We start from the raw sequence: 21306 nt of genomic DNA on the forward strand, positions 1-21306 counted from the left end.
AATCTTATTTGTGCCCTTCCTGCAATCCGGCCGGTTGTGCATACACTGTCCGGGTACCTGTGCGCACAAGGATCCGCCATGCCCCACGACGCCTTCTGGCTACCTGCCAGCGAGCACTGCAGCCTGTACGTGCACCAATGGTTGCCGGCCAAACCGGTGAAAGCCGTGGTGCTGCTGGCCCATGGCATGGCCGAACATGCCGGGCGCTACCACCACCTGGGGCACGCCCTGAACGACGCCGGCTTCGCCCTGTTCGCCGCCGACCAGCGCGGCCACGGGCGCACCGCCGAGCTGGGCAGCCTCGGCCTGTTCGCCCGCCATCATGGCTGGAATGCCATCGTCAACGACCTGGGCCTGCTGGCCCAGCACATCGGCCAGCAGTACCCGTGCACGCCGCTGTTCCTGTTTGGCCACAGCATGGGCAGCTACATCGCCCAGGCCTACCTGCTGCACCACAGCGCCAGCCTGCACGGGGCGATCCTCAGTGGCTCCAACTACCAGCCGGCGGCGCTTTACCGCGTGGCGCGGCTGATTGCCCGGCTGGAAAGCTGGCGCCAGGGGCCGCTGGGCAAGAGTGCGCTGATCGAATGGTTGTCGTTCGGTTCGTTCAACAAGGCCTTCAAGCCCAACCGCACAGCGTTCGACTGGCTCAGCCGCGACCCGGCCGAGGTCGACCTGTACGTCAACGACCCGTTGTGCGGCTTTCGTTGCAGCAACCAGCTGTGGCTCGACCTGCTGCAAGGCTTGGCGCAGATCAGCCAGCCGAGTAACCTCGCGCAGATCGATCCGAACCTGCCCATGCTGGTGATCGGGGGTGAATGTGATCCGGTCAGTGCCGGCAAGCGTCTTACCCACCTGGCCGACGCCCTGCGCGCGACCGGCAATCGACATGTACAGCTGCGCGTCTATCCTGAGGCGCGGCATGAAGTACTCAACGAAACCAACCGTGACGAGGTCACCGCCGATATCCTCGGCTGGCTTGAACAGGCACTGGCCCTTGGCCGCCCTGTGCGCAGTGAATGATAGCCGCCCTCGCCTACTGCTTAAGGAAGCCCCGATGTCCCAGGTCACCAACACGCCTTACGAAGCCCTCGAAGTCGGCCAGACGGCCGAGTACAAGAAGTCCGTTGAAGAACGCGACATCCAGCTGTTCGCTGCGATGTCGGGTGACCACAACCCGGTTCACCTGGATGCCGAGTTTGCCGCCAAGAGCATGTTCCGCGAGCGCATTGCCCATGGCATGTTCAGCGGGGCGCTGATCAGTGCAGCCGTGGCCTGCACCCTGCCAGGCCCAGGCACCATCTACCTGGGCCAGCAGATGAGCTTCCAGAAGCCGGTAAAAATTGGCGACACCCTGACCGTGCGCCTGGAAATTCTCGAGAAACTGCCAAAGTTCAAGGTGCGGATCGCCACCAATGTGTACAACCAGAACGATGAGCTGGTGGTGCAGGGTGAGGCCGAGATCCTGGCGCCGCGCAAGCAGCAGACCGTCGAACTGGTGTCGCCGCCGAATTTTGTCGCTAGCTGAAAACTGATGTAGCCAGTACCGGCCTCTTCGCGGGCAAGCCCGCTCCCACAAATGCTGTGAGATCCCTGTGGGAGCGGGCTTGCCCGCGAAGAGGCCAGTACTGCAAACATCACTCAGTGGCCTGTAACCGCCGCTCGATATGCCTGCGCTCGGGCTCTTGCCGGGTCAAGGCCAGTGCCTGCCGCCACGCCGCCCGCGCCTCCTCCACCTGCCCCAGCTGGTAATGCAGCTCAGCCCGCGCCGCATGTGCCAGGTGATAGTCCAGCAGTTCACCACGCACCAGGATTCCCTCGACGGCCCGCAAACCGGCCTCCGGCCCATCCCGCTTCGAAAGCGCCACAGCCCGGTTCAGCTCTACCACCGCTGACGGCCAATGCCGCTGCAACACGTCGTACAGCCCGACGATCTCCCCCCAGTCCGTTTCTTCAGCCGTTGCTGCTTCTGCGTGAACCGCGGCTATCGCCGCCTGCACGGTATAGGCTCCAAACGCCCGGCTTTGCAGGGCCTGACGCACCAGCTCGCAGCCTTCGTCAATCCGTTGCCGGTCCCACAGGCTGCGGTTTTGCTGCTCCAGCAGCACAAGGTTGCCCTCGGCATCGGTGCGCGCTTGCTGCCGGGACGCCTGCAGCAGCATCAGCCCCAGCAGGCCGACCGCTTCCGGATCAGGCAGCAGCTGCACTAGCAACCGCGCCAGGCGGATGGCTTCATCGCTCAGCGCTTGCTGCAACAGCGCCTCGCCCGATGACGCCGAGTAGCCTTCGTTGAACACCAGGTAGATCACCCGCAACACGCTCTCCAGGCGCTCGGGCAGTTCGCTCAGTTCCGGTACCTGGTAAGGGATGCCGGCATCGCGGATCTTGGCCTTGGCGCGGACAATGCGCTGGGCAATGGTGGCCGGGCTTTGCAGGAAGGCGCGGGCAATCTGCTCGGTGGTCAGGTCGCAGACTTCACGCAGGGTCAGCGGTACCTGGGCATCGGCGGACAAGGCCGGGTGGCAACAGGTAAAGATCAGCCGCAGGCGGTCGTCCGCCAACAGTTCTTCTTCGCTGGGGTCTTGTGCCTGGCCGTCGAGCAGCATGCTCAAGTCTGCCTGCGAGCGGTTGAAACGGGCACGCCGGCGCAGCGCATCGATGGCCTTGAAGCGCCCGGTGGACACCAGCCACGCCCGGGGGTTATCGGGGATACCATCGCGCTGCCAGCGCTCGACGGCGATGAAGAAGGCATCATGCATGGCCTCCTCGGCCAGGTCGAAATCACCCAGCAGGCGGATCAATGTTGCCAGGATGCGCCGCGACTCCCGCCGGTACACCGCCTCGACTTCGGCGCGCACCTGTGCCAGTGCCGTCATCAGTCGGGCATCCGCTGGGTTACCACCTCCACCAGGCGGTCCAGGCTTTCTCCCCAGCCCTGGTAGAAGCCCATTTCCTCGTGGGCCCGGCAGTCTGCGGCATTCCAGTGCCAGGCGCGGGCGGTGTAGCGGGTTTTGCCCTGCTCTTCGTCAAAACTGATCACAGCGGTCATGAAGGCTTTGTTCGACGGCACCCAACCGGGGCTGAAGGCATCGGTGAACACCAGCCGACGTGGCGCGGCAATTTCCAGAAATACGCCCTGGGTCGGGTACTCGCTGCCATCCGGCGCCCGCATCAGGGTGCGGAACAGGCCGCCGGCCCATAACTGCATCTCGCACTCCGGGGTGGTCATGCCGTGCGGCCCCCACCACTGCATCAGCCACTGGGGCTCGGTCCAGGCGCGGAACACCTTGGCCGGTGGTGCGTCGATCAGGCGGCTGATAGACAACTCGTGTTGCGCTTGCGCATTGGGTGCAAGGCTCATGCTGTTGTTCTCCGTAGCGGTCAGGGTTGCAGTTCGCGCACCGGCCTTACCTCGACGCTGCCCACCCGTGCGGCGGGAATGCCCTTGGCAATGTTCAGCGCTTCATTCAGGTCGCGAGCCTCCACCAGGTAAAAACCGGCCAGCTGCTCCTTGGTTTCGGCAAACGGGCCGTCGGTCAGGCTCATGTGCCCGTTACGCACGCGCACCGTGGTGGCCGTCTGCACCGGCTTCAGCGCCTCAGCCGCCAGCATGCGCCCGGAGCCGTGGATGGCTTCGGCGTAGGCCATGCATTCAGCATCTTCCGGGCTGTCAGGCAGGCTGTGCAGCAGCCCCTCGTCACAATAGACCAGGCACAGGTATTTCATGGTCGCCTCCAGGGCTTTGGCAAAGTGCGTTTGGCGATAACGGCTCAGGGCTTGAGATCGAACAGGGCTTTTTGCGTTTCCATGTCGAACGGCGCCGACCAGTGCTCGTGGATCACCTGCCACTGGCCAGCCTGACGACGATAGCCCACGGTGGCCCGCATGAAGCCGCACTGGCTCTCGTCATCGCCCGGGCCACAGCGGTTCAGCCAGTGGGCCAGCGCTAGGTCGCCAGCGGCATGTACGCTGAGTTCGGCCAGTTCGAAGACCATGGGGCCGGTGCACATGCCCATGCACATTTCCCAATGCGCCGTGTAGGCGGCCTTGCCTTTGAATTGCAGGGCCTGGATGGCATCGAAGGCAACGATGTCGTCGGCGTAGGGGGCGGTGATGTTGGGGATGTCGCGATCGCGCACGGCCTGCATCCAGCGCTCGATCAGTTGACGGATCTCGGTTTCGGCTGCGGTGCTCATCGGGGTGTTCCTCCGACAGGACATAGGGATTGGGCACACTGTGAAGCGTGCCTTCAGCTATGGTCGAACGGGGGGCGGAGGAATCGACAGGTGCTGAAAATTATTCCGCTTTGATGTTGGCACGGTAGCACCCGGGGGCGCCCTGCCTCAGGCCATTGCCGCTTGTTCAAAAACCTCGTCAGCCCACTGGTTCAGGCTTTTGCCGGCAGCACGGGCAGCAACACTGGCGGCGGCATGAACTTCAGGGCGTATACGCAGCATCACTTTACCCGAGGCTGGTTTCTCCGGTGCGATGCCCTGCTCTGCACAATCGGCCAGGTAGTCTTCCAACGCCTCGCGAAATGCATCATGCAACTCGGGCACCGAGCTTGCGTGAAAACTGATGATGTCCCGCATACCGAGCACACGGCCGACGAAGATATCATCACGTGCGTCGTACTCGATACGCGCGGCATAGCCTTTGTAGCGCATGCAACTCATGTCCTGACTCCTGCCCGCAAGAGAAATTCACGGGCCTCTTCAATCTGATACCGCTTGGCTTCTTTGCCCGGATGAGGCCGATGGCACCTCCAGCATTGGCCGCCAAGCATCATCTTGACTCTTGAACCTTGGCGCTCCAGCACCTGCCCCCCTAGATGGAGTATCAGTGCCTCAATCTCGGAGAAAGCCAACGACGCCGTGGTCGGCGTGCGGAAAACTGCATCAAGAATCTTGCGGTATCGAGTGTTCATCGAAAAATGCTATCAGATAAAGATAGCACTTATTCCTCGATATTCGTTCAGGATTTTACATGGGTGACTTTGAGATACGGCGGGGTGGCCCGCATCACTGCGAGACGACGACGGAGGCCACCAATACCGGACGACGCTATGATCAACCCTGCTGGCAACCCTCACCCATGGCCCGGTACTGAATGGTGTGCACCTGGCCCTGGTGGTCTTCATAGGTCATGGTCGCAGGTACCACTTCGCAGACATTGGGGATGGTCGACAGGTTGATCACCCGTTTGATATCCAGGTTCATGGAGTAGTCGTACTGCTGGGCCACAGGCTGGCTGGAGACGGGTTTGGCCTCATCGGCGAGGGCGAACGAGGACATACCGACCAATGCAAGAATCAGTAATGGTTTCATGTGGGTTTGCCTTTTGAGCATTCAAGCTGATCGATTGACTTCTATTGCCATAAACGGCGCGGAGAAGTTGCCATCTACGGTGAAGATGGCACGAAGTACCGATCCCGCTTCGTACTGCCAGGGGGGATGTGTAAAAGTCTACTCCCGCCTGGCAATAGTTGAACCCCGTAGTCGGATATTCACCCTTGCCGAATTTGCAACAATCTGCGTCAAATTGGTCGCAAACCATCAGGCCAGAGCCTTTGGCCAGCTATCAGGGCAGGACTCGCCATCGCATTAAAAAATCTTCACTGCTCGGCACTTCCGGCCCCGGAACGCCGGCTGCTGGACCATTTTTACCGCCAGCATGGCTCGCGCATGCGTGCTGCGGGCGACGCGCAACTGTGGGTGGCAAGGGCGCCGGGCATTATTGCGGGCTTGAGCCTGAGCCCCGTGGGTGATGGCTATTGGCTGACCGGGCTGTTCGTCGACCCGCAACAACGCAGCAAAGGGGTAGCCGGGCGACTGATCGATGCGGTGCTGGAGCAGGCAAATGGGCCGGTCTGGCTGTTCTGCCACCCGGACCTGGCGCCCTTCTATCAACGCCTGGGTTTCCACCTGGCCGGCCAACTGCCCGAGGCCCTGGCCGGCCGCCTGCTGCGCTACCAGCGCAGCAAACGCCTGGTAGCGCTGGAGCGGGCTCAGTCGTCGCTGGCGTCCAGCCCGGGGAACAGTACCTCGGTGTAACCGAACTTGGCGAAGTCCTGGATGCGCGACGGGTACAAGCGCCCGATCAGGTGATCGCACTCGTGCTGCACCACCCGTGCATGAAAGCCGTCGGCAAAGCGGTTGATCGGGTTACCCTGGGGGTCGAACCCTTCGTAGCAGATGTGCTTGAAGCGCGGTACCACGCCGCGCAGGCCAGGCACCGACAGGCAACCTTCCCAGCCGTCCTCGACCTCGGTAGACGTCGGCGTAATCACCGGGTTGATCAGGATGGTCTGCGGCACAGCTTCGGCATCCGGGTAGCGCTCGCTGCGCTCGAAACCGAAAATCACCAGTTGCAGGTCGATACCAATCTGCGGCGCGGCCAGGCCTACACCGCCCACATGGCGCATGGTTTCGAACATGTCGTCGATCAGTTGCTGCAATTCGGCCGTGCCGAACAGGTGCTCGGGCACGGGCGGGGCGATGCGCAGCAGGCGTTCGTCGCCCATCTTGAGAATGTCACGGATCATCTGGGGTCAGGCTCGGATGATTGCGGCTCGCTCGAAGCCGGGTGCTCATGGCCCAGCACAGTGATGGTGTCGGGGGCCTTGTGCTCACCGAAATCCTTCTCGCCCGGGTTTTTGCCCTCGGCTGACATGTGCTCGATCACTGCATTCATTTCGGCGCCAAGCAGCAGTACGGCGGCCGAGATATAGAAATACAGCAACAGCACGATGATTGCACCAATGCTGCCGTACATGGCGTTGTAGTCGGCAAAGGTCTTCACGTAGTAGGCAAAGCCCAGCGAAGCCACGATCCATACCACCACCGCCAGTACCGAGCCTGGGGTAATGAAGCGGAATTTCTGTTTTACATCAGGCATCACGTAGTAGATCAGCGCCACCGCCACCATCAACAGGATGACGATCACCGGCCAGCGCAGGATGGTCCACAAGGTAACGATGAATTCCTGCATGCCGACCTGGGAGGCGATCCACTCCATTACCTGCGGGCCCAGCACCATCAGCGCGGCGGCCGCCAGCAGCATGCCAGCCAGGCCCACGGTGTAGAAGATCGACAGCGGAATACGCTTCCACACCGGGCGGCCTTCGGGCACGTCGTATGCGGCGTTCATTGCGCTCATCATCAGGCGCACGCCGGCCGAAGCGGTCCACAAGGCAATCACGATACCCACCGACAACAGCCCGCCCTTGGACTGCTGCAACTGGTCGATCACCGGGTTTACCTGCTCCAGCGCCTGGGGTGGCAGCACCAGTTCCGATTGCAGGCGCAACCAGGAAAAGAAGTCTGGCAGGTGCAGGAAACCAATCAAGGCAATGAGAAACAGCAGGAAAGGGAACAGCGAGAACAATGCCTGGTAAGCCAGCGCGGAGGCATAGGTAGACATCTCGTCATCAAGAAATTCCTTGATGGTGCGCACCAGCACGCGGTGCAAGGGCAGGCCCTGCAGGGCGGGAAAAATCATAGCGTCTCCTTTCGCCGCTTGATCATTACAACGGACAAGTCTAATAGACCATGCGGTTGCTGTGCTGCTCCCGGCCATGCTTGAAGAATTTGCTAACAACAGGCCCGGCCCCTTCGCGGGCACGCCCGCTCCCACAGGTACAGCACCATCGCCAGGTCTTGCGCAGTACCTGTGGGAGCGGGCGTGCCCGCGAAGAGGCCGGTACAGGTTGGCTCAAATCAAGGCTTCTTCACCGCATCCTTCACATTGCCCTTGATCTGCTGCGCCTCGCCTTTGAGCTCCTGCGCCTTGCCCTCAGCCCGCAGCTTGTCGTTGTCGGTCACCTTGCCAACCCCCTGCTTGATGTTGCCGACCGCTTCGTTGGCCAAGCCTTTCGCTTTGTCTTTAGTACCGCTCATGGCAAAACTCCTGCAATGGGAGACACGTAAACCGTGTCGACAGAGGGTGGACCCACCGCCTTCGCCAAGAGTTTCAATGGATTTGTATCGTTTGAGCCGAGCGGCAAAACTGCGGGCGAATACCGCACCGAATCGCCCCCGCCCTTCTGCGCAGCCGCCCTGGCTGCCCTAGAATCCCCGCAAACGTCCGCCCAACGCAGGCGGGCACTCGATAAGAACAATGTCTTGGATACCCGCACTTCATGCGCCTGATGCCTGCACTCGTGGCTTTGCTGCCACTGCTCCCCTTGCCCACCCTTGCCGCCGCACCGGCCAGCCCCGTAACCCTGCGTGTCGACCACTATGCCGACGACGGCCAACCCGGCACGCTGCGCTGGGCCATCGAAACCAGCAACCAGAACCCCGGCCATTACCGCATCGACATCGCCGCCGTCGGCAACCCGCCCTACGTGATCCGCCCCAGCCGTGCCCTGCCGGAAATCAAAGGCCCGGTACGCATCACCGGCCTACCCTGGGCTCACGATGGGCAGTACATCGCCATCGATGGCTCGGCCTACATCAAGGACCAGGGCGTACGCACCTGCCCCGGCGCCTTGCCCGGCCAGTTCGGCACCAACGTGCGCACCACCACCAACCCCGGGCTGGTACTGCGTGACACCCAGGGCGTGCACCTGAGCGGCCTGGAGGTGCGCAACTTCTGCATCGGCATCCTGGTCAACCGCGCCAGTGGCAACGTGATCGAAGACAACCGCATCGTCGCCAACAAAGGCGGCGCGGGCATCATGCTGACCGGTGACGACGGCGCGGGTAACCCCACCGCCACCACCACGAACAACAACAAGGTGCTGCGCAACCAGCTGATCGACAATGGCGACGGCCTGGAGCTGACCCGCGGTGCCGCCTTCAACCTGGTGGCCGACAACCTGTTCCGCTCCACCGCGGCCAACCCTGAGCCCTCGCAGGGCATCGAGATTCTGTTGGGCAACGACAACAGCGTGGTACGCAACCGCTTCGAAAACTACTCCGACGGCCTGCAGATCAACTGGGGCAAGCGCAACTACCTGGCGGCCAACACCTTCAGTGGCAACTCGATCGGCGTCAGCGTTACCGGCGAAGGCAACATCCTCGACGGCAACCTGATCCACGGCAACCGCATCGGTGTGGCCCTGCGGCCGGAGCCCGAGACCACGGCAACGCGCTTGAGCGCCAACCGCATCTGGGGCAACAGCCAGGATATCCGCCGCTGCGAGGCAGGCGGTTCGTGCGTGCCAGACCAGCGCACCGGCGCCATCGTGTTTGGCGTGCCGGCACAGGCGCATGCGCTTTATGTGGGGTCACGCGGGGTCGGGGCCGAGTTGCCAAAAAAAGACCAGGCGATCATCTGCGATGCCAAGGGCGAGCCCAAGCCTTGCCAGCCACTGCCCAACCATAACCAGCAGGCACCACGGCTGATTGCACTGGAAGGCAATGTGCTGCGCGGCGAGGCGCAGGGGCCGGTGTCCAGCCTGTTGCGGGTGGAGTTCTTTGGCAATGCCGAGGCGCAAGGTAGCGAGGCGCAGCAGTATCTCGGGGAGGTGTTGGTGAACAGCGGCACGCAGGGGCAGGCACGGTTTGCCCAGGTGCTGGAGAACATCGACGGGTTGCACAGCTTTACTGCGACGGTGACTACGGCCGACGGGGCTACCTCTGAGCTAAGCCTGCCGGTTCGCCGCTGAGGCTACCGGCCTCTTCGCGGGTAAACCCGCTCCCACAGGTATAATATTAGCTCGAAGCCAGCACAGTTACTGTGGGAGCGGGCGCGCCCGCGAAACAGGCAACGCAGTGGATGGCACCGGCTTTGCCGGTGTTCGCGGGCGCGCCCGCTCCCACAGGGTCCCTGCTAAATCAGTAGATGTGAGTTCTGTGGGTTTACCCGCGAATGGGCCGCAAAGCGGCCCTTCTTGCAGCCTTACTTCGGTGTGCCGTGCACGACACCGGCGGTGTTGTCCAGCAGGCTCTTGGTCGCTGTCTGGATATACGCTTCCAGCTTCTTGAGCATTTCCGGCTGGTCCGGGCTTTCGATCAGCTCGGCCTTGAACTCGCTGCCCAGCTGATAGCGGTACATGCGCGGGCTCATGTCCTTGGACTCGATCAGGATGCGATCACCCTGTACCAGGCCAACGATCTGCTCACTGCCCGACGGCTTGATCATGCCCACGCCCTGGTCGCCCTCAGGCAGGTTGAGCAGGTCGCGGCCCCAGCACTGGTGACGGGTCTGGCCACCCAGGCGGCCCATGATGGTCGGCACGATATCAACCTGGGTACCCACGGTGTGGTTCACCGCACCAAACTTCTCCTGAATGCCCGGGGCAATCAGCAGCAACGGCACATTGAAACGACCCAGGTCCAGTTCGGTGACCTGCTGGTGGTTGCCAAAGCCATGGTCGCCGACGATGACGAACAGGGTTTCCTTGAAGTACGGCTCTTTACGTGCCTTCTCGAAGAACTGGCCCAGCGCCCAGTCCGAATAACGCATGGCTGTCAGGTGCTCGTCCAGGCGACCCTGGCCAGTAACCTTCTCGACCGGCAGGTCCTTCGGCAGCGCGTACGGGGTGTGGTTGGACAGCGTCTGCAGCAGCGCGTAGATCGGCTTCTTGCCGTCGTGCTTGGCCAGTTCCTCATTGCCGCGGTCGAACATGTCCTGGTCGGACACGCCCCAGGTCGGGTCGGAGAACACCGGGTTGACGAAGTCGTTGCGGCCGATGAAGGTGGTCATGCCCTGGTTGCCGAAGAACCCGGACTGGTTGTCCCAGGCAAAGTCACCGTTGTAGACGTACACATCGTCGTAGTCGCGGGCGCTGAGCAGGGCTGGCAAGCCAGACAGTTTGTGGCCGCCTTCCGGGGTCTGCATCAGGTATTCGAAACCTGGCAGGTTGGGGAAGCAGGCCATGGTGGCGAACATGCCCTGGTGGGTATGGGTGCCGTTGGAGAAGAAGCGGTCGAACAGCAGGCCTTCTTTGGCCAGCTTGTCGAAGTACGGGGTAATGTTGTTGGGGCTGCCCAGCGCGCCTACCGAGTGGCCGGCGAAGCTCTCCATCAGGATCACCACCACGTTCTTGATCGGCAGGGTGCCCTCTGCCGGCGGCACGAAGTCGCGGCGGATAGCTGCCTCGTCGGCGTCGACCAGGGTGTCGTTGGCCGTGAGCAGCTGTTCACGCACGCTTTGCGTGGCCACGTTCTGCTCCAGTACCGGCTTCCAGATGTTGGCGCGGTCCTCGCCGAAGCGGCTCTTGGCGGCGTCGATCAGGGTCAGGGTGCCGTTAAGGCCCAACTGGTTGACGAAGTTGGAATCGGTGGTGAAGGCATCGCCCCAGCGCATCGGCGGGCCTTGGCGCAGGGTGCCGCGGGCGGCGACCACCGCCACCAGCAGAATGACCATGAACACCGCCAGGCGGTTGTACCACGGCGCAACGCGCTGCACGCCCTCACCCCGGGTGATGCGGTCGATGCCTTTGAACAGCAGGCTCAGCAGCCAGGTGCCGAAGGCCCAGGCCAGCAGGTAGCGCACCACCGGGAAGCCGTACCAGAGCATGCTCATGACGGTTTTCGGGTCTTCCTTGATGTACTGGAACACCAGGCCGTTGAGGCGCTGGTGGAACTCGCGGTAGAAGTCCATTTCCATCAGGCCGAGGAACATCACCACGCTTGAGGTGAGGGTCAGCCAGAAGCGGAACACGCCACGCCGGGCCATGGCCCAGGGGCTGAGAATTGCCAGCAGCAGCGGAATGCTGAGGTAGACCACAACGCGCAGGTCGAAGCGCAAACCGTTCAGGAAGCCTTCGGCAACGGTGGAATACGGCGTATCGCCGACCATGTCGCTGTTGTAGACCAGCAGCGCCAGGCGCACCAGGCTGAGCATCAGCATGATCACCAGGCCGCTGAGCAGCGTGTAGGCCAGGTGGGATTTCAGGGTTGGCGAAAACGACGTTCGCGCGCCCTGTTGCTTCAAGGCGTCCGTGTTAGCCATGAATGGGAAGGTCCTAGGATTGCGGTTTGCGAAGAGGCGCTGGCGCTAGACCAACGCAGCATTGTGCGGGAGCGGATTCTGTTTAAACCAATGTGAAAATTTTGTCACGGGGGTGTTGCGGGTTTTGTCTGTGCCGGCCTCTTCGCGGGCTTGCCCGCTCCCACAGGATTACCACAGGCCCTGGCGTTGTGCTTAACCTGTGGGAGCGGGCAAGCCCGCGAAGAGGCCGGCACAGGCGTTCAGATCCGCACATTCCCCCGCGGCCCGGCAATCGCCCAGATCACCAGCCCCACCACCGGCAGCAAGGCAATCAGCAGTATCCACAACACCTTGATACCCACCTCGCTGCCACTTTTGATCACATTGAGGATGGCCCAGATATCCAGCGCCAGAATGATCAGCCCCACCAGGCTGTTGAATGTCGACCCCATGCCAAAACTCCTGTCCAAAGGCTTTGCTGCACAGCATAGTCAGCTATCAGAGCGATAGAAGGGAATCCTTGGCCGTTGGCACAGGTCCCTGAGTAGACTGCCAGTATTCACAGATTCGAGGTTCGCATGCCCCCCGCCCACAGCCAAAGTGCCGCTCCACCCTCAATGCTGCAGGCCTGGCGCCAGCAAGTCGTGAACACCCCCTGGCTCAGCGCCGGCCTGGGGTTGAGCCTGCTGGCAGTTATCGTGCTGCTGGCCGCCAGCTTCTGGAACGCGGTGAACGGCGACCATGCCGATAACCTGCACCTGGCCGTGCTCGGTGGCTTGTCCGGTTTTGGCGCTACTGCACTGGGTGCGGTGCTGGCGGTGGTGCTGCGTGATGTCAGCGCACGCACCCAGGACGTGATGCTGGGTTTTGCCGCCGGCATGATGTTGGCCGCCAGTTCGTTTTCGCTGATTCTGCCGGGCCTGGATGCCGCCCGCGAAATCACCGGCAACGGCCCGGCTGCGGCGTTTACCGTGGTGCTGGGCATGGGCCTGGGTGTGCTGTTGATGCTGGGCCTGGACCGTTTTACCCCGCACGAACACGAAAGCACCGGCCCCTGCGGCCCCGAGGCCGAGCGCATCAGCCGGGTGTGGTTGTTCGTGCTGGCGATTACCCTGCACAACCTCCCGGAAGGCATGGCGATTGGTGTGAGCTTTGCCAACGGCGACATGAACATCGGCCTGCCGTTGACCAGCGCCATCGCCATCCAGGACATCCCTGAAGGGCTGGCGGTGGCGCTGGCCTTGCGCGCCACCGGGCTGTCCAGCCTTAAGGCTGCATTGGTGGCAATTGGCTCAGGGCTGATGGAACCGCTGGGAGCGGTGATCGGGCTGGGGATTTCGACCGGCTTTGCCCTCGCCTACCCGATCAGCATGGGGCTCGCGGCAGGGGCGATGATCTTTGTGGTCAGCCACGAGGTGATACCCGAAACCCACCGTAATGGGCACCAGACGGCGGCGACCCTGGGGTTGATGGGTGGGTTTGCGGTAATGATGTTTCTGGATACCGCGCTGGGCTGAAGACTCAGGTTGCCTGTACTGGCCTCTTCGCGGGCTCGCCCGCTCCCACAGGTACATCACTGGGCCTGAGGGCAGTGGCGTTCCTGTGGGAGCGGGCAAGCCCGCGAAGAAGCGATAGGTGAACTCAAATGTGGACGGCGACCTTCAGGGCTTCCAGCGCCGGCTCAACCTTGATGCCCACCTCAGCCCCCAACTCCAGCACCCGCGCCAGGTCGTTCTGCCCCACCATCACCATCTGCAACTCGTCATCCAGCAACTGGCTGAAGTTCAGCAGCACATAACCCCCGGCCTCTTTGTTCAAGGCCCCCATTTGCACCTGAATGCGGTTGAGCGCGGTCAGTGGCTTGGTGCGCGCCAGCTGCTTGGGCTTGAGGGTGAACGGCACGCTGTTGTCGAACGAGTCGCTGATCAGCTGGAAAAGGTCCTGGTAGCTGTCGGCCTGGAACACCACGGTGTCCGGCAGGCTGCCCAGCACCACCCATTCACCCAGCGGCATCGGGAAGGTGTCGTCGTAGTTGATATCAGGGTTGGCGGCAAGGAAGGCAGCCGGGTCGGCATAGGCCTGGGCGGCCTCGTCGGCGATGCGCTCGATATCGGCCTCGCGCATGCAGCCGGCGCCAATGAGGCTGATGAATTCGAGCAACTGAGTTTTCATGAAAGGGGCCTGCGACGGGTAAAAAGTCGCCAAGGATAGCCGCAAATGCCCCCTTGCGGTTAACCGACCAGCGTTTGCAGGCGTGCAGCGGCGTCCACTGCACCCATGGTTTGTGCCGCCATCAGCGCAGTCGCACCACGGGCGTCCTGGCGCGCCGCGTCGGCCCCCTGGGCCAACAGGAAGTCGAGGATTTCGCCGCGGTTGAACATGGCCGCCAGCATCAGTGCGGTGCGCCCGTCCTGTGCGGCAGCATCAACCGGCACGCCATGCTCCAGCAGCAGGCGGATCATTGCCAGGTCGCCCTTGAATGCGGCCCCGGCAATGGGCAGCTGGCCATTGTCGTTGGCGATCAGCGGGTCGGCGCCGTTGGCCAGCAGCACGCGTACTGCATCGTGGTGGCCGTGGTAACTCGCCAGCATCAGCAGCGTGTCGCCCTTGTGATTGCGCAGGTTGGCCGGCAGGCCGCTGCCAAGCAGGCGCTCGAGCATTTCGGCATCGCCCTGGCGGGCACGTTCGAAAACCTGCTCGGCGAATGCGGCGGTTTCGTCGTCGGTCATGGTGGCGGGGGCGGCTTGGCGAGTCATTGGAACCTCCTGGCAGAAATGATTGCCTAATTTTTTGTCAGGCAGGCCAGTGCGGTCAAAGGTTCAGTTTCTATGGGGCCGATAGGCAACGACTGAGCCGTGCAAAATGCACTGTGCAAAATGCATGACCATGCAGACTGCACGACAGCGCTTCTGCAAAACCTCCCTAAAAGCCTGTATTTACTGGGTTTTTCCTGATTTCGTGTTCTGGCACGGTCGCTGCAAATATCTACTCATGTCTGCCACACAACAGCCAGGAGTTGATATGGACCTCATCCAGCAAAAGTTCGTCTCGGTATTTTCTGCTTACCAGGTGAAAACCCAGGCCCGCCCTGACGGTGGTGTGTTGCTGACCCTGCGCGCAGCGGATGGCAAGGTTACCCGCCGGGTGCTCACCTATGGGCAACTGCACAGTGCCGAGCAGCTGTCCTGGGCGATCAGCGCCATTCGCCGGGACCTGGCTGAACAGGCCAGTGAATTGCCTGTGATTTCGATGTTGCAGAGCCAGCAGCGCTTTGCCCTGCCGACTTATCGTTGAGTTTGATGTTGCCTGATCTGGCCCCTTCGCGGGCACGCCCGCTCCCACAGGTTCAGCGCTGCCCTCCCGGACAGTGATAACCCTGTGGGAGCGGGCGAGCCCGCGAAGAGGCCGGCACAGGCATTACAGCTCGTCGATCCCCAGAAACGCCCGCGCAGTCACATCCCCGGTAAACCGCGCCTGCACACCCTGCTCGCTGCCATACAAGCGCAACGCCAGGCAAAACGGCTTGTCCCCCAACTCAACCCAGCGCCGCGTCCCCGCCGGCAGCACCAGCCGGTCACCCTTCTCGCACAGCAACGAAAACACCCAGTCGCCCAAACGCAGCCCAACCTGAGCCCGCCCGCTGACCACGGCAAACACCTCGTCGGCGTCATGCACATGCTCATCGCGCACATCGGCCTGCACCGGGTCGTCACCCTCACGGTTCAACAACACGAAGGCTTTGCTGCCGTGTGAGGTCATCAGCTGATCAAGGTATTCACGGCACGTCTCCAGCACCTGCTCCTGGGCCGTGCCCGGGCGCACGCTCAGGCCGGTGTCGGTGTGCACAAAACGCACGCCCTGCTCGGCCAGAGTGGCCGCGATATCGTCGTGGTGGGTCAGCACCTTGTTCGGCAGTTCCGGGCTGGAGGGGTGGAAAACACTGAGAATGCTCATCAGGGGCGGGTCCTGGTCGGTTGCGAACAAAGGGCAATGATAACGGCTGCGGCCAAGGCTGCGGCACTGGCCATACCAAAGGTGAAGGTGGGCCCCAGCAGTTTCCAGCTGTAGCCCGAGTACAACGCCCCCAAGGCACCACCGGTGCCCGACAGCGCCGCATACAACGCCTGCCCCTGGCCCTGCTGGCGGGCACCGAAGCTGGCCTGCACGAAGGCGATGCTGGCGGCGTGGAAGCAACCAAAGGTGGCCGCGTGCAGCAACTGGGCGAAGATCAGTACGCCAGGCTCACCCGCCAGGTTGCCCAGCAACAGCCAGCGCAAGGCCGCCAGCAGGAAGCTCACCAGTAACACGCGCTGCACACTGAAACGGGCAAACAGGCGGCTCATGACCATGAACATCAGCACTTCGGCCACCACGCCCAGCGCCCACAGCAGGCCAATGGCACCGCGGCTGTAACCCAGGTGCTCGAGGTGCAGGGTAAGGAAGGTGTAATACGGCCCATGGCTGAGCTGCATCAGCGCCACACAGGCATAGAACGCGATCACCCCGGGGGCCCGCAGCTGCTGCAGGAAGCCACCCGCGCCGCTACGCTCGCCCTGCTCCGCTGGTTGTGCGTTGGGCACCCACAGGCTGGCGGCAACGATGCCGGCCATGATGGTGACCAGCGCCACCGGGTAGATGTCCAGGCTCAGCCATTCGAACAGGCGGCCCAAGCCGACCACGGTGAGGATGAAGCCGATCGAGCCCCACAGGCGCACCTGGCTGTAGCGCGATGTTTGCCCGTGCAGGTGAGCCAGGGTGATGACCTCGAACTGCGGCAGCACCGCATGCCAGAAGAACGCATGCAGGGCCATCACCAGCGCCAGCCAGGCGTAGCTATTGCCGAAGAAGATCAGGGCGAAGGTGGCCAGGGTGCACAGTGCCCCCAGGCGCACGATCAGCAAGCGTTGCCCGGTGCGGTCGCCCAGCCAGCCCCACAGGTTGGGGGCGACGCAGCGCATCAGCATGGGGATGGCCACCAGCTCGCCAATGCGCGCCGGGGAGAAACCCAAGTGATCGAAGTACAGCGCCAGGAAGGGGGCGGTGGAGCCGAGCAAGGCGAAGTAGAACAGGTAGAAGCTGGACAGGCGCCAGTAGGGGATGGGTTGCATGGGGTGGCCTTGTGGGGACCTGGGCCGGCCTCTTCGCGGGCTTGCCCGCTCCCACAGGAATATCACTGGCCCCGAGGGCAGCGCATTACCTGTGGGAGCGGGCAAGCCCGCGAAGAGGCCGGCACGGGTGAATCAGAGCTGGCCCAGCACCGGGGTATTCACTTGCACATCAGCATTCTGCGCGCGGTGGCGCAGCAGGTGGTCCATCAGCGCGATGGCCATCATCGCCTCGGCGATCGGCGTGGCGCGGATGCCCACGCACGGGTCGTGGCGGCCCTTGGTGATAACGTCCACCGGGTTGCCGTCGATGTCGATCGAGCGGCCCGGGGTGGTAATGCTGGAGGTCGGCTTCAATGCCAGGTGGGCAACAATCGGCTGGCCCGAGGAAATGCCGCCGAGGATGCCGCCAGCGTTGTTGCTGAAGAAACCTTGCGGGGTCAGCTCGTCACGGTGCTCGGTGCCGCGCTGGGCCACGCTGGCAAAGCCGGCGCCGATTTCCACGCCCTTGACTGCGTTGATGCTCATCAGCGCGTGGGCCAGTTCGGCATCCAGGCGGTCGAAGATCGGCTCGCCCAGGCCCGGCATCACACCCTCGGCCACCACGGTGATCTTGGCGCCCACCGAGTCCTGGTCACGGCGCAGCTGGTCCATGTAGGCCTCAAGCTCCGGCACCTTGCCCGGGTCGGGGCTGAAGAAGGCATTCTGCTCTACCGATTCCCAGGTCTTGAACGGGATTTCGATCGGGCCCAACTGGCTCATGTAGCCACGCACGGTAATGCCCTGGGTGGCCAGGTACTTCTTGGCGATGGCGCCGGCAGCCACGCGCATGGCCGTTTCGCGGGCCGAGCTGCGGCCACCGCCGCGGTAGTCGCGGATACCGTACTTGTGGTGGTAGGTGTAATCGGCGTGGGCAGGGCGGAACAGGTCCTTGATGGCCGAATAGTCCTTGGACTTCTGGTCGGTGTTGCGGATCAGCAGGCCGATCGAGCAGCCGGTGGTGCGGCCTTCGAATACGCCGGAGAGGATTTCCACTTCGTCGGCTTCCTGGCGCTGGGTGGTGTGCCGGCTGGTGCCGGGCTTGCGCCGGTCGAGGTCGTGCTGCAGGTCGGCCAGGGAAATTTCCAGGCCCGGTGGGCATCCATCGACAATGGCGACCAACGCCGGGCCATGGCTTTCGCCAGCGGTGGTGACAGTGAACAGCTTGCCGTAGGTATTGCCGGACATGGACGCTCCGCGAGATCTGCCTGAAATGGACGAAAGCGGCAGTATACAGATGGTTTGATCGCCTGTGCTGGCCTCTTCGCGGGCACGCCCGCTCCCACAGCCCCGAACACTGTGGAATAGCTGTGGGAGCGGGCATGCCCGCGAAAGGGCCGAACCTGCCATGCGCCCCCGAGAACCTTCCCGAAAACATTGGGTCAAAACACCATCTCCCCACTGTAGTACCGCATGATGTCGCGCTTCGTCGCCTTGCTCTTCCTGCTGTGCACCAGCCTGGCCCAGGCCGCCGCCCCCACCGTGCTGCAACGCCCCATCGACCTGGACACCGGCCAGGGCGTGCTGCACGGCAGCCTGCTATTGCCGCAACAGGCCACCCCACCGCCGGTGGTGCTGATAATCGCCGGCTCCGGGCCCACCGACCGTGACGGCAACAACCCGGCGACGGGCCGGGTCGACAACCTCAAGCGCCTGGCCCTGTTGCTGGCCAACGAGCACATCGCCAGCGTGCGCTACGACAAGCGCGGGGTAGCCGCCAGCCAGCCGGCGACGCCCGACGAGCGAGACCTCAGCGTGGATCGCTACGTGGCAGACGTGGTCGCCTGGAGCCACAAGCTCAAGGCCGACCCGCGCTTCGGTCCGTTGATTCTCATCGGCCACAGCGAGGGCGCGCTGATCGCCAGCCTGGCCGCCGAGCAGGCCGGTGCCAGTGCGGTCATCACCCTTGCCGGCAGCGGCAGGCCGCTGGCCGAGGTGCTGCGCGAACAACTGGCCCAGCGCCTGCCGCCAGCGCAACTGGCCGGTGGCAGCGCCCTGCTCGATCGCCTGCAAGCCGGGCAAACCAGCCTGGAGGTACCGGCACCGCTGCGCCAGGTGTTCCGCCCCAGCGTGCAGCCGTACCTGATTTCACTGTTCCGGCAAAACCCGGCAGCGGCCTTTGCCCGCCTGCCCATGCCAGCCTTGATCGTGCAGGGGCGCAACGACGTGCAGGTGGACGTGAATGATGCCGAACGGCTGAAAGCAGCCAAGCCGGACGCACAACTGGTGTTGATCGACGGCATGAACCACATGCTGCGCATCAGCCCGAAAGGCATGAGCCAGCAGCGCGACAGCTACCTCAACCCCGAGCTGCCGCTGGCGCGCGAGCTGGGTGAGCAAATTGTGACGTTCATCCAGCATTTGCCCTCGGCGTAAGCGAAACGGGCTCAGGTCCGCGGCAAGCCTGCCGATACAGCAGGCATAGCCGAGGACAAGCCCTGATGACGACCGCCCCCGCCGCCGTAGAGCCGGCCGAAGACCCCCAGCCAAGCGCCGCCCTGCCCTGGGCCGACCTTGCCGTCGAACACTTCCAGCTGCTGCGCCTGGCCGCCCAGCCCACCGACCGCAGCACCGGCGCCCGGCCGCTGCGCTTTGTGCAGTTCGGCCATGCCGAGCGCCATGACAAGGCCCAGAGCCTGTTGCGCATGGAGATCCAGCTACCCGGGCAAAAAGTGCACAAGGAACAGAACCGCCTGGACATCCGCGTTGACCATGACCAACGCCTGGTGCGCATTGGCAATGAGCACGGCCTGCAACTGGAGCCGGTGAACCGCGGCATCGGCCGCTTCATGCTGGCCCAGGCCGTGCAGTGGCTGCAGCGCAAGTGGTCGCACTACCGGGTAGAGGGCATGCCGCTGCCGAGCAAGGATGCACTGAGCGAAGAGTCGCGCCTGCGCCGCGACCACTGCTTGCGCGGGGTGGGTATCGAAGTGGAGTACGAGGATAGCCAGCACCTGAAGGGGCGCACCGTGGACATGACGGTGGGCCAGCTCAAGGCGGCCTGGAGCAGTGAGCGCCTGCAGCGGGTGGAGATTCTGGATGCGGCCAACCTGTTGCAGCAGGCCGATCAGCAGTTGCAGGAGAAGGAAGCGCAACTGCGCGAGCGCGATGAGCGGGTGGCCAAGTACCAGCGCGAAGATGGCGGGTTGCGTTTTACCATTACCTGCCTGGTAGCGTTTGCGGTGTTCCAGGCGGGGTTGCTGATCTGGATTGCCACCCGCTGAGACCGCGTTGCCTGCTTCGCGGGCACGCCCGCTCCCACAAGGACCGGTGATATCCCTGTGGGAGCGGGCGTGCCCGCGAATGGGCTGCAAAGCAGCCCCGATGGCTCAGACCCGGGCCTTGAACAGTTCCTGGTGCTGGCGGCACTGCTCGGCTGTGAGCATGAACACGCCATGCCCGCCACGCTCGAATTCCAGCCAGGCAAAGTCCACCTCGGGGTACAGCGCCTCGACGTGCACCTGGCTGTTGCCCACTTCAACAATCAGCAAGCCTTTGTCGGTGAGGTGGTCGGCCGCTTCGGCCAGCATGCGCCGCACCAGGTCCAGGCCGTCGTTGCCACAGGCCAGGCCCAGCTCAGGCTCGTGGTGGTACTCGGCCGGCATGTCGTCGAAGTCTTCGGCATCGACATACGGCGGGTTGGACAGGATCAGGTCGAAACGCTGCCCCGGCAAACCGCCAAAGCCATCGCCCTGCACGGTATACACGCGGCCGTCCAGGCCATGGCGTTCGATATTCTGGTTGGCCACCTCAAGGGCCTGGAACGACAGGTCGGCCAGTACTACCTCGGCCTCGGGGAACACGTCGGCGGCGACGATGCCGATGCAGCCCGAGCCGGTGCACAGGTCGAGAATGCGCGCCGGCTCGCTGGCCAACCACGGCTCGAAACGTTTTTCGATCAGTTCGCCAATCGGTGAACGCGGCACCAGCACCCGCTCGTCAACGATGAACGACATGCCGCAGAACCACGCCTCGCCCAGCAGGTAGGCGGCCGGCACGCGCTCTTCGATACGGCGCTTGAGCAGGTGCTGCAGGCGTACCCGCTCGTCGTCCTCGAGCATGCAGTCCAGGTAGCTGTCGGCAACCTCCCACGGCAGGTGCACGGCACCCAGTACCAGCAGGCGGGCTTCGTCCCAGGCATTGTCGGCACCGTGGCCGAAGAACAGGTCGTGCTCGTGGAAGCGGCTGACCGCCCAGCGGATGTAGTCGCGCAGCGTGCGCAGGCGGGATGTGATCACGGGGTACTCCTGATTAAGACCGGACAAAAGTCTAACAGCCC

26 protein-coding genes are annotated in these 21306 nt (G+C 63.3%); 8 read left to right on the forward strand and 18 right to left on the reverse strand.

Annotation, left to right across the window (positions count from 1 at the left end; all coding sequences use genetic code 11):
* The first annotated feature begins 78 nt into the window (after positions 1-78).
* Positions 79-1023, forward strand: a complete 945-nt coding sequence (locus tag ACIQUI_RS12645; protein ID WP_403198767.1) for a lysophospholipase — start codon at positions 79-81, stop codon at positions 1021-1023.
* 34 nt (positions 1024-1057) lie between these two features.
* A complete protein-coding gene (locus ACIQUI_RS12650; RefSeq protein WP_016488563.1) occupies positions 1058-1528 on the forward strand; it encodes a MaoC family dehydratase in 471 nt (156 codons plus the stop codon).
* A 109-nt stretch (positions 1529-1637) separates the two neighbouring features.
* On the opposite strand, the gene ACIQUI_RS12655 is transcribed toward ACIQUI_RS12650, so the two are convergent.
* From ACIQUI_RS12655 to ACIQUI_RS12685, 7 genes are all read right to left on the reverse strand, one after another.
* On the reverse strand, positions 1638-2876 hold the full coding sequence (locus ACIQUI_RS12655; RefSeq protein WP_403198769.1) for an RNA polymerase sigma factor: 1239 nt from the start codon (positions 2874-2876) through the stop codon (positions 1638-1640).
* The gene (locus ACIQUI_RS12660) at positions 2876-3361 is read right to left on the reverse strand and encodes an SRPBCC family protein (protein ID WP_403198772.1); all 486 of its coding nucleotides are present in this window, start codon (positions 3359-3361) and stop codon (positions 2876-2878) included. The genes ACIQUI_RS12655 and ACIQUI_RS12660 overlap by 1 nt, the downstream gene beginning before the upstream one ends.
* Before the next feature lie 20 nt (positions 3362-3381).
* On the reverse strand, positions 3382-3726 hold the full coding sequence (locus ACIQUI_RS12665; RefSeq protein WP_284354108.1) for a YciI family protein: 345 nt from the start codon (positions 3724-3726) through the stop codon (positions 3382-3384).
* 44 nt (positions 3727-3770) lie between these two features.
* Positions 3771-4196, reverse strand: coding sequence for a YybH family protein (locus ACIQUI_RS12670; protein WP_403198775.1), 426 nt, complete (start codon positions 4194-4196; stop codon positions 3771-3773).
* Between the two features lie 147 nt (positions 4197-4343).
* Positions 4344-4676, reverse strand: a complete 333-nt coding sequence (locus ACIQUI_RS12675; RefSeq protein WP_325979800.1) for a type II toxin-antitoxin system HicB family antitoxin — start codon at positions 4674-4676, stop codon at positions 4344-4346.
* A complete protein-coding gene (locus ACIQUI_RS12680) occupies positions 4673-4927 on the reverse strand; it encodes a type II toxin-antitoxin system HicA family toxin (protein ID WP_403198778.1) in 255 nt (84 codons plus the stop codon). Before ACIQUI_RS12680 ends, ACIQUI_RS12675 begins: the two co-directional genes overlap by 4 nt.
* Before the next feature lie 142 nt (positions 4928-5069).
* Positions 5070-5327 (reverse strand): DUF2790 domain-containing protein, encoded by a 258-nt coding sequence (locus ACIQUI_RS12685; RefSeq protein WP_172285903.1) that lies wholly within the window; start codon positions 5325-5327, stop codon positions 5070-5072.
* 357 nt (positions 5328-5684) lie between these two features.
* Here ACIQUI_RS12685 and ACIQUI_RS12690 point away from each other — a divergent pair, with 357 nt between their 5' ends.
* Positions 5685-6053, forward strand: a complete 369-nt coding sequence (locus tag ACIQUI_RS12690) for a GNAT family N-acetyltransferase (protein ID WP_403198781.1) — start codon at positions 5685-5687, stop codon at positions 6051-6053.
* Here ACIQUI_RS12690 and def read toward each other — a convergent pair.
* The 3 genes from def to ACIQUI_RS12705 form a co-directional block, all read right to left on the reverse strand.
* The gene (def, locus tag ACIQUI_RS12695) at positions 6008-6544 is read right to left on the reverse strand and encodes a peptide deformylase (RefSeq protein WP_403198784.1); all 537 of its coding nucleotides are present in this window, start codon (positions 6542-6544) and stop codon (positions 6008-6010) included. The genes ACIQUI_RS12690 and def overlap by 46 nt on opposite strands.
* Positions 6541-7500, reverse strand: a complete 960-nt coding sequence (locus ACIQUI_RS12700; RefSeq protein ID WP_403198787.1) for a YihY/virulence factor BrkB family protein — start codon at positions 7498-7500, stop codon at positions 6541-6543. The genes def and ACIQUI_RS12700 overlap by 4 nt, the downstream gene beginning before the upstream one ends.
* Before the next feature lie 218 nt (positions 7501-7718).
* A complete protein-coding gene (locus ACIQUI_RS12705; RefSeq protein ID WP_016711918.1) occupies positions 7719-7898 on the reverse strand; it encodes a CsbD family protein in 180 nt (59 codons plus the stop codon).
* Between the two features lie 242 nt (positions 7899-8140).
* On the opposite strand from ACIQUI_RS12705, the gene ACIQUI_RS12710 reads away from it, so the two are divergent.
* Positions 8141-9613 carry a nitrous oxide reductase family maturation protein NosD gene (locus ACIQUI_RS12710; protein WP_403198790.1) on the forward strand — a complete coding sequence of 491 codons (1473 nt, stop codon included), beginning with the start codon at positions 8141-8143 and terminating at the stop codon, positions 9611-9613.
* Between the two features lie 233 nt (positions 9614-9846).
* Here the strand turns inward: ACIQUI_RS12710 and ACIQUI_RS12715 are convergent, their stop codons facing one another.
* Both ACIQUI_RS12715 and ACIQUI_RS12720 read right to left on the reverse strand, forming a co-directional pair.
* A complete protein-coding gene (locus ACIQUI_RS12715; protein WP_403198792.1) occupies positions 9847-11904 on the reverse strand; it encodes an LTA synthase family protein in 2058 nt (685 codons plus the stop codon).
* Positions 11905-12143: 239 nt separating this feature from the next.
* Positions 12144-12335 carry a PLDc N-terminal domain-containing protein gene (locus ACIQUI_RS12720; RefSeq protein WP_012271091.1) on the reverse strand — a complete coding sequence of 64 codons (192 nt, stop codon included), beginning with the start codon at positions 12333-12335 and terminating at the stop codon, positions 12144-12146.
* Between the two features lie 126 nt (positions 12336-12461).
* Between ACIQUI_RS12720 and ACIQUI_RS12725 the strand changes: the two genes are divergently transcribed.
* On the forward strand, positions 12462-13400 hold the full coding sequence (locus tag ACIQUI_RS12725; RefSeq protein WP_403198795.1) for a ZIP family metal transporter: 939 nt from the start codon (positions 12462-12464) through the stop codon (positions 13398-13400).
* Between the two features lie 124 nt (positions 13401-13524).
* Here ACIQUI_RS12725 and ACIQUI_RS12730 read toward each other — a convergent pair whose 3' ends face one another.
* Together ACIQUI_RS12730 and ACIQUI_RS12735 are read right to left on the reverse strand one after the other, a co-directional pair.
* Positions 13525-14055 (reverse strand): hypothetical protein, encoded by a 531-nt coding sequence (locus tag ACIQUI_RS12730; RefSeq protein WP_403198798.1) that lies wholly within the window; start codon positions 14053-14055, stop codon positions 13525-13527.
* Between the two features lie 59 nt (positions 14056-14114).
* Positions 14115-14639, reverse strand: coding sequence for an ankyrin repeat domain-containing protein (locus tag ACIQUI_RS12735; RefSeq protein WP_403198801.1), 525 nt, complete (start codon positions 14637-14639; stop codon positions 14115-14117).
* A gap of 265 nt (positions 14640-14904) precedes the next feature.
* On the opposite strand from ACIQUI_RS12735, the gene ACIQUI_RS12740 reads away from it, so the two are divergent.
* The gene (locus ACIQUI_RS12740; RefSeq protein ID WP_391125206.1) at positions 14905-15177 is read left to right on the forward strand and encodes a DUF3509 domain-containing protein; all 273 of its coding nucleotides are present in this window, start codon (positions 14905-14907) and stop codon (positions 15175-15177) included.
* Between the two features lie 123 nt (positions 15178-15300).
* On the opposite strand, the gene ACIQUI_RS12745 is transcribed toward ACIQUI_RS12740, so the two are convergent.
* From ACIQUI_RS12745 to aroC, 3 genes are all read right to left on the reverse strand, one after another.
* On the reverse strand, positions 15301-15837 hold the full coding sequence (locus ACIQUI_RS12745; RefSeq protein WP_403198804.1) for an oxidase: 537 nt from the start codon (positions 15835-15837) through the stop codon (positions 15301-15303).
* Positions 15837-16991, reverse strand: coding sequence for an MFS transporter (locus tag ACIQUI_RS12750; protein ID WP_403198806.1), 1155 nt, complete (start codon positions 16989-16991; stop codon positions 15837-15839). Before ACIQUI_RS12750 ends, ACIQUI_RS12745 begins: the two co-directional genes overlap by 1 nt.
* A gap of 132 nt (positions 16992-17123) precedes the next feature.
* Positions 17124-18215: a chorismate synthase gene (gene aroC / locus ACIQUI_RS12755; RefSeq protein ID WP_403198809.1), complete on the reverse strand. Its 1092-nt coding sequence runs from the start codon at positions 18213-18215 to the stop codon at positions 17124-17126.
* Between the two features lie 225 nt (positions 18216-18440).
* Here aroC and ACIQUI_RS12760 point away from each other — a divergent pair, with 225 nt between their 5' ends.
* Both ACIQUI_RS12760 and ACIQUI_RS12765 read left to right on the forward strand, forming a co-directional pair.
* Positions 18441-19403, forward strand: coding sequence for an alpha/beta hydrolase (locus ACIQUI_RS12760; RefSeq protein ID WP_403198812.1), 963 nt, complete (start codon positions 18441-18443; stop codon positions 19401-19403).
* A gap of 65 nt (positions 19404-19468) precedes the next feature.
* Positions 19469-20251, forward strand: coding sequence for a hypothetical protein (locus ACIQUI_RS12765; RefSeq protein ID WP_403198814.1), 783 nt, complete (start codon positions 19469-19471; stop codon positions 20249-20251).
* Between the two features lie 105 nt (positions 20252-20356).
* Here the strand turns inward: ACIQUI_RS12765 and prmB are convergent, their stop codons facing one another.
* A complete protein-coding gene (prmB, locus tag ACIQUI_RS12770) occupies positions 20357-21265 on the reverse strand; it encodes a 50S ribosomal protein L3 N(5)-glutamine methyltransferase (RefSeq protein ID WP_016715065.1) in 909 nt (302 codons plus the stop codon).
* Positions 21266-21306: the final 41 nt, after the last annotated feature.

The sequence above is a fragment of the Pseudomonas sp. NPDC090592 genome (assembly GCF_044769185.1).
Taxonomy (GTDB): domain Bacteria; phylum Pseudomonadota; class Gammaproteobacteria; order Pseudomonadales; family Pseudomonadaceae; genus Aquipseudomonas.

Excerpts from the sequence above, each read along its gene's own strand:
- ACIQUI_RS12675 (WP_325979800.1), bottom strand. The coding sequence starts at position 4,676 with ATGAGTTGCATGCGCTACAAAGGCTATGCCGCGCGTATCGAGTACGAC.
- ACIQUI_RS12740 (WP_391125206.1), top strand. The coding sequence starts at position 14,905 with ATGGACCTCATCCAGCAAAAGTTCGTCTCGGTATTTTCTGCTTACCAG.
- ACIQUI_RS12750 (WP_403198806.1), bottom strand. The coding sequence starts at position 16,991 with ATGCAACCCATCCCCTACTGGCGCCTGTCCAGCTTCTACCTGTTCTAC.
- ACIQUI_RS12725 (WP_403198795.1), top strand. The coding sequence starts at position 12,462 with ATGCCCCCCGCCCACAGCCAAAGTGCCGCTCCACCCTCAATGCTGCAG.
- ACIQUI_RS12765 (WP_403198814.1), top strand. The coding sequence starts at position 19,469 with ATGACGACCGCCCCCGCCGCCGTAGAGCCGGCCGAAGACCCCCAGCCA.
- ACIQUI_RS12745 (WP_403198804.1), bottom strand. The coding sequence starts at position 15,837 with ATGAGCATTCTCAGTGTTTTCCACCCCTCCAGCCCGGAACTGCCGAAC.
- ACIQUI_RS12685 (WP_172285903.1), bottom strand. The coding sequence starts at position 5,327 with ATGAAACCATTACTGATTCTTGCATTGGTCGGTATGTCCTCGTTCGCC.
- ACIQUI_RS12660 (WP_403198772.1), bottom strand. The coding sequence starts at position 3,361 with ATGAGCCTTGCACCCAATGCGCAAGCGCAACACGAGTTGTCTATCAGC.
- ACIQUI_RS12705 (WP_016711918.1), bottom strand. The coding sequence starts at position 7,898 with ATGAGCGGTACTAAAGACAAAGCGAAAGGCTTGGCCAACGAAGCGGTC.
- ACIQUI_RS12645 (WP_403198767.1), top strand. The coding sequence starts at position 79 with ATGCCCCACGACGCCTTCTGGCTACCTGCCAGCGAGCACTGCAGCCTG.
- ACIQUI_RS12730 (WP_403198798.1), bottom strand. The coding sequence starts at position 14,055 with ATGAAAACTCAGTTGCTCGAATTCATCAGCCTCATTGGCGCCGGCTGC.
- ACIQUI_RS12700 (WP_403198787.1), bottom strand. The coding sequence starts at position 7,500 with ATGATTTTTCCCGCCCTGCAGGGCCTGCCCTTGCACCGCGTGCTGGTG.
- def (WP_403198784.1), bottom strand. The coding sequence starts at position 6,544 with ATGATCCGTGACATTCTCAAGATGGGCGACGAACGCCTGCTGCGCATC.
- ACIQUI_RS12665 (WP_284354108.1), bottom strand. The coding sequence starts at position 3,726 with ATGAAATACCTGTGCCTGGTCTATTGTGACGAGGGGCTGCTGCACAGC.
- ACIQUI_RS12735 (WP_403198801.1), bottom strand. The coding sequence starts at position 14,639 with ATGACTCGCCAAGCCGCCCCCGCCACCATGACCGACGACGAAACCGCC.
- ACIQUI_RS12690 (WP_403198781.1), top strand. The coding sequence starts at position 5,685 with ATGCGTGCTGCGGGCGACGCGCAACTGTGGGTGGCAAGGGCGCCGGGC.
- ACIQUI_RS12715 (WP_403198792.1), bottom strand. The coding sequence starts at position 11,904 with ATGGCTAACACGGACGCCTTGAAGCAACAGGGCGCGCGAACGTCGTTT.
- aroC (WP_403198809.1), bottom strand. The coding sequence starts at position 18,215 with ATGTCCGGCAATACCTACGGCAAGCTGTTCACTGTCACCACCGCTGGC.
- ACIQUI_RS12670 (WP_403198775.1), bottom strand. The coding sequence starts at position 4,196 with ATGAGCACCGCAGCCGAAACCGAGATCCGTCAACTGATCGAGCGCTGG.
- ACIQUI_RS12680 (WP_403198778.1), bottom strand. The coding sequence starts at position 4,927 with ATGAACACTCGATACCGCAAGATTCTTGATGCAGTTTTCCGCACGCCG.
- ACIQUI_RS12710 (WP_403198790.1), top strand. The coding sequence starts at position 8,141 with ATGCGCCTGATGCCTGCACTCGTGGCTTTGCTGCCACTGCTCCCCTTG.
- ACIQUI_RS12655 (WP_403198769.1), bottom strand. The coding sequence starts at position 2,876 with ATGACGGCACTGGCACAGGTGCGCGCCGAAGTCGAGGCGGTGTACCGG.
- ACIQUI_RS12650 (WP_016488563.1), top strand. The coding sequence starts at position 1,058 with ATGTCCCAGGTCACCAACACGCCTTACGAAGCCCTCGAAGTCGGCCAG.
- ACIQUI_RS12760 (WP_403198812.1), top strand. The coding sequence starts at position 18,441 with ATGATGTCGCGCTTCGTCGCCTTGCTCTTCCTGCTGTGCACCAGCCTG.
- ACIQUI_RS12720 (WP_012271091.1), bottom strand. The coding sequence starts at position 12,335 with ATGGGGTCGACATTCAACAGCCTGGTGGGGCTGATCATTCTGGCGCTG.